This window comes from Paenibacillus sp. TAF43_2, assembly GCF_052113545.1.
Lineage (GTDB): Bacteria > Bacillota > Bacilli > Paenibacillales > Paenibacillaceae > Pristimantibacillus.
Window position 1 is genome coordinate 1 of record NZ_JBFRDK010000300.1, and the last position, 4,356, is coordinate 4,356.

The 4,356-nt window shown below is 42.9% G+C and carries 6 protein-coding genes and 1 riboswitch; of the genes, 1 reads left to right on the forward strand and 5 read right to left on the reverse strand.

The features are described from left to right. Together AB4Z17_RS32430 and AB4Z17_RS32435 are read right to left on the reverse strand one after the other, a co-directional pair. The coding region (locus tag AB4Z17_RS32430) for an HAD-IIB family hydrolase (protein WP_441964453.1) at nt 1-292 on the reverse strand (292 nt) is incomplete at its 3' end. Nucleotides 293-412: 120 nt separating this feature from the next. Then, entirely contained in the window at nt 413-1,147 is a 735-nt protein-coding gene (locus tag AB4Z17_RS32435) for an RNA polymerase sigma factor (protein ID WP_441907622.1), read from the reverse strand. Between the two features lie 180 nt (nt 1,148-1,327). On the opposite strand from AB4Z17_RS32435, the gene AB4Z17_RS32440 reads away from it, so the two are divergent. Continuing rightward, nucleotides 1,328-1,912 (forward strand): ATP-dependent Clp protease proteolytic subunit, encoded by a 585-nt coding sequence (locus AB4Z17_RS32440; protein ID WP_441964455.1) that lies wholly within the window; start codon nt 1,328-1,330, stop codon nt 1,910-1,912. Here the strand turns inward: AB4Z17_RS32440 and AB4Z17_RS32445 are convergent. The 3 genes from AB4Z17_RS32445 to AB4Z17_RS32455 form a co-directional block, all read right to left on the reverse strand. Continuing rightward, the gene (locus tag AB4Z17_RS32445) at nt 1,905-2,801 is read right to left on the reverse strand and encodes an NAD(P)/FAD-dependent oxidoreductase (protein ID WP_441907620.1); all 897 of its coding nucleotides are present in this window, start codon (nt 2,799-2,801) and stop codon (nt 1,905-1,907) included. The genes AB4Z17_RS32440 and AB4Z17_RS32445 overlap by 8 nt on opposite strands. Nucleotides 2,802-2,974: 173 nt before the next feature. Then, nucleotides 2,975-3,916, reverse strand: coding sequence for an EamA family transporter (locus AB4Z17_RS32450; protein WP_441964457.1), 942 nt, complete (start codon nt 3,914-3,916; stop codon nt 2,975-2,977). A gap of 73 nt (nt 3,917-3,989) precedes the next feature. Continuing rightward, nucleotides 3,990-4,099, reverse strand: a riboswitch (purine riboswitch). A 41-nt stretch (nt 4,100-4,140) separates the two neighbouring features. Further along, nucleotides 4,141-4,356: hypothetical protein (locus AB4Z17_RS32455; RefSeq protein ID WP_441964459.1), on the reverse strand; the 216-nt coding region annotated here is incomplete at its 5' end.

The window sequence follows — 4,356 nt, forward strand, 5'->3', positions numbered from 1 at the left end:
TATTTAGAGTAATTTGCGTAAGCTCTGCAAGTCGGTCAGGATTAATCGAATGGCTATACACAACTTCTCCATTGTACACCACGTAAGAGCCATTAAAGCTAACATAGGATTCTATGTTTAATTGTTCGCTAATGGGCTTCAGCATAAAGGGCCCTCTTCCTGTCGCGATAACGAGTTCATGGCCAGCTGCTTTCAATTGCTCAATCGCTTGCTGCGTAGATGGCGGTATTTTCTTCTCGTGATCAACCAATGTACCGTCAATATCAAAAAAAATAAGCTTGCGAGTCATCATTGTTTGCCTCAATCCTTCATATTCTATTCCTCTATTATAGCTTATTTCATTAAATTCTGCGTGGAGCTGCACACAGCAAATAAACCGACGCCTGCTGGCATCGGTTTATTTCGTTATTGCTTATGCAGCCATTCTCACATTCACCGGATTAGTAGCAAACTCATTTGCACCACTTCTTGAGGCTTTGCGCTTATTGTTCTGTGCGATACCTACAAGGATTGGCGCTTCAGAAATATCCCGCTTCGCAAGCTCAACTAAAAGAGCAACATCCCCCGTCTGATAAGCAACCGCCATCGCTCTTAAGAAGCTTCGCAAATACTCATCATCAGGTAGAATAACAGCCTCTGCCTTCAGTTCCCGCTTGACTGCTTGCAAGGCTTCACGCGCGCGGTAATGGGCAGCCTTGATTGCACCAGACGTCGTATTTAGCCGCTCGGCGGTTTCTTCGATTGAAAAATGAAGCACATCGCGCAAAAGAAACACGGTTCGTTGTAAAGGTGACAGATGTTGCATGAGCGCGTACATCGCTTCTTCATGGTCAAGACTGCTTGAATAAGCTGCTATATCCATTGGCTTCGCTTGCTGGATGAGAAGTTGATATTGATTTTTTCTTCTTCGCTGATCAATCCATGTATTTTTGGCGATGCGCAGCAACAAAGCTTCCGGATTATTGTGATTTGAATCAACAGCTGCCCGCAGCCCTTTTAGCCATGTATCCTGCACTAAATCTTCTGCATCCCATTTCGATTTTGTTAGAAACAAACAATATCGCTCAAGTGTTTTTTGAAGCTGATCAAGGTCAGCCTCTGTGCTTTCTACTGCTGTATGGGGTAAAGATTTCAGTTCATTCATCATTATACCTCCTCTGCATTTACCTCTCTTCATCTTCTCAAAAAGGAGAACATCCTTATTGAAGTAAACGAATGAAGTGCGTCAAAAGATACGCTTCTTTCAAAAATTTTTCCCGTATCTTTTTTTAATTGTTAATCGTTTACTAATCGAAACCAAACAACATCCATTTGGAGGTAAAATACGATGAGTAATTATGTACCTTATGTAGTCGAGCAATCCAGCCGCGGTGAAAGATCCTACGATATTTATTCGCGATTGCTGAAGGATCGCATCATTTTTTTGGGCTCTGCAATAGATGATGTAGTCGCCAACAGCATCGTTGCTCAATTATTATTTCTTACCGCGGAGGATTCTGAGAAAGAAATCTCGATGTACATCAACAGCCCAGGCGGCTCCACTTCTGCCGGATTCGCCATTCTTGACACGATGCAATTTGTGAAAGCTCCAGTACACACGATCTGCACGGGATTCGCTGCTTCTTTTGCAGCTATACTTCTGCTTGCTGGCGAGAAGGGTCATCGTGCTGCGCTGCCTAATAGCGAGATTATGATTCATCAGCCCCATGGCGGTGTCCAAGGGCAAGCGAGTGATATTGCGATAAGTGCAAAGCGGATTTTGAATATACGCTCTAAATTGAATCGAATTAGTGCAGAAAGAACAGGACAGCCTATAGAGAAAATCGAAAAGGATATGGATCGTGATTATTATATGTCATCGGAAGAAGCATTGGAATATGGAATTATCGACAAGGTCATTACCTCTATGTAGATAATAAGCTCTTATGAATCCATATTGCCGCTTGGCTGCCATCCCCCATTGCTATGGTCAACATTTCAGAATGCGCAGTTACGTCTCCAGCGGCCCAAATGTCTTCGACACTTGTAAGCTTTGTACGCGGGTCAACGACAATATGATTGTTCTCCATAACCTCTACTCCAAGCTGCTTGGCAATGGAGGAACGAACCTCATTGCCGCCAAAAGCAACAAAACAGCGCTGACGATAAAGAGATGAACCGTCCGCAAGAATTATCCCTATAAATTGTTCACGCTCAATCAAAACGGTTTGAATGGCTTCTTCTATACAGGGGATTCTTTTTTGGTCAAGCTTGAGTCGCAACTTTTCTTCAATCGGTGTGAGCTCATGATTTACATAAATGAGCTCCTCCGTCCAATGCGTAAGTGTTAGTGCCATTTGCGCTCCGGCGTTTCCAGCACCGAGTACAAGCGTCGGCTGATCTCGTACTTCGTATCCATCGCAATCAGGGCATACGTATACGCTCGTTCCCAAACATGGAATAAGCATTTCCAAATTCGGAAGCCGATCCTTCACACCTGTCGCAATAAGCAGCTTCTTACCATGATAAGTTTTCATATCCGAAGTTTTCAGAAGAAAAGCCTCATTTAATCTTTCCGCCTGTACAACTTCAGCTTGTATGAATGTTACTCCAAGCTGCTCTGCTTGCTTTCTCCCTGCAAGACGAAGCTCTGCCCCGCTAATGCCATCAGGAAAACCAATTAAATTATGATAGCTTCTGCATACCGAAGATCTTCCATTGCCGGAATCGATAACCGCAACGTGATGACGATATCTTCCTAATTGTATGGCAGCCTGTAAACCTGCAATGCCGCCGCCTACAATTACACAATCATAGATCATCAAATGCCTCCCAGTAATAGGATTAGTGTACACAACATCAGTTGGTTATTTATTATTTATAATTGGCTCTCCACTTATACAAAGGAATAAGGATACGGCTAGGAATAGTCTCTATTTCAAAAGAAGCCAGCTGCTCTAATTCAGGGCAGCTGGCTTCTTTTTCATATATGTGATTATTGCACGCTCAATCTTCTTCGCTTCATTTTGATGACTTCTGGAAGCGCAATCCCTATGAGTACGACGATGACACCAGCCCATTGCAAGGCGCTGACGTGTTCATTCAGAACGAAGGATGAAAGCAAAACAGCGACAGGAAGCTCCGACGCACCCAAAATCCCTGCCATTCCTTCTCCGACATGCGGCACACCGATTGCAAACAGTACGGGTGGAATAAACGCACCGAACATGCCAAGCAAGAAACCGTAAAGCATCAAATCTCCAAAAATGAGTCCATTAAGCAAAAAGGTTGGAGGGAATAAAATAAATACAAGTACCATGCCTCCGGTAATCATCCATGCGCTTCGATATGCAGGATGTACAGAAGGAACTGCTTTTCCGCTAAATAGAATAAATAGTGAATAACTAACTGCAGATAACAGGCCGAGTATAACTCCCATTATATTAAACTGACCTGTGCCCTGCTCGATGATGCCTGCTGCAAGCAAAGTACCGCCGAATAAGATAGCAATCGTAAAAAACATAATGCCGTTTGGACGTTTCCGCTGTCCTACCGCTTGAATTAATACACCAATCCATGTGAACTGAAAGAGCAATATAATCGCAAGCGATGCTGGGATGTAGCGAAGAGATTGGTAATACAATAAACCTGTAATAGCGGTTGGAGTTCCAGCGGCCATTAGAATGAAACGTTGTTTCCATGACATGCTGCTCGTGCGAATAGATGTATTAGCCTTACTTTGATTAGTTGAGCTCTGGCTGCGCTTCTCACGCCATTTCATAATGAAAGTGAGTATCCAAGCGAGCAAAAAACCTGTTAACAATTGACTGCCTACAACTTCACCAAGCTCATAGCCGCGGCCATAAGCAAGCACAACAATAGTTGATAAAATGCCATAGCTTGCGGCACCTAGAAAAACCGAAAAAATATACTTCATCTGTGTGAATCCCCCTCATGAAAATTTAAAAATTTGCGCATAAAAAAATCCCAACTGCGAATATAGGATCAATGATGATTGATCTCATATTCGTAGTTGGGAAGTAAGGCTTCCCGTAGAAACCCTCACCCTGTTCAAGCTGTAACTCCGTGAGGTTATACGAATTATTTAGTTGTGGAATACGTCTTAAGCACATTGAATATTACATGACAAGTAAAGTGCTGTCAATAGATAATAAACTGGAAGCTCGGAAAATAGGCGATTTTCACATCACTTTTTTGCATCTTGCTCCCTATGCTGCATGCGATTATGCTATGATAATACGACGTGAATATGGCTATTATATGGAGTGAGATAGATATGAGCAAATCAATAATAAATGGTACTGTAAAATCGGTTTGCCCTTTTGACTGCCCGGATACTTGTGGTCTGAGCATCAC

Bases quoted from the DNA above. Each gene is read 5' to 3' on its own strand.
- AB4Z17_RS32440 (WP_441964455.1), top strand. From the start codon at position 1,328: ATGAGTAATTATGTACCTTATGTAGTCGAGCAATCCAGCCGCGGTGAA.
- AB4Z17_RS32435 (WP_441907622.1), bottom strand. From the start codon at position 1,147: ATGATGAATGAACTGAAATCTTTACCCCATACAGCAGTAGAAAGCACA.
- AB4Z17_RS32450 (WP_441964457.1), bottom strand. From the start codon at position 3,916: ATGAAGTATATTTTTTCGGTTTTTCTAGGTGCCGCAAGCTATGGCATT.
- AB4Z17_RS32445 (WP_441907620.1), bottom strand. From the start codon at position 2,801: ATGATCTATGATTGTGTAATTGTAGGCGGCGGCATTGCAGGTTTACAG.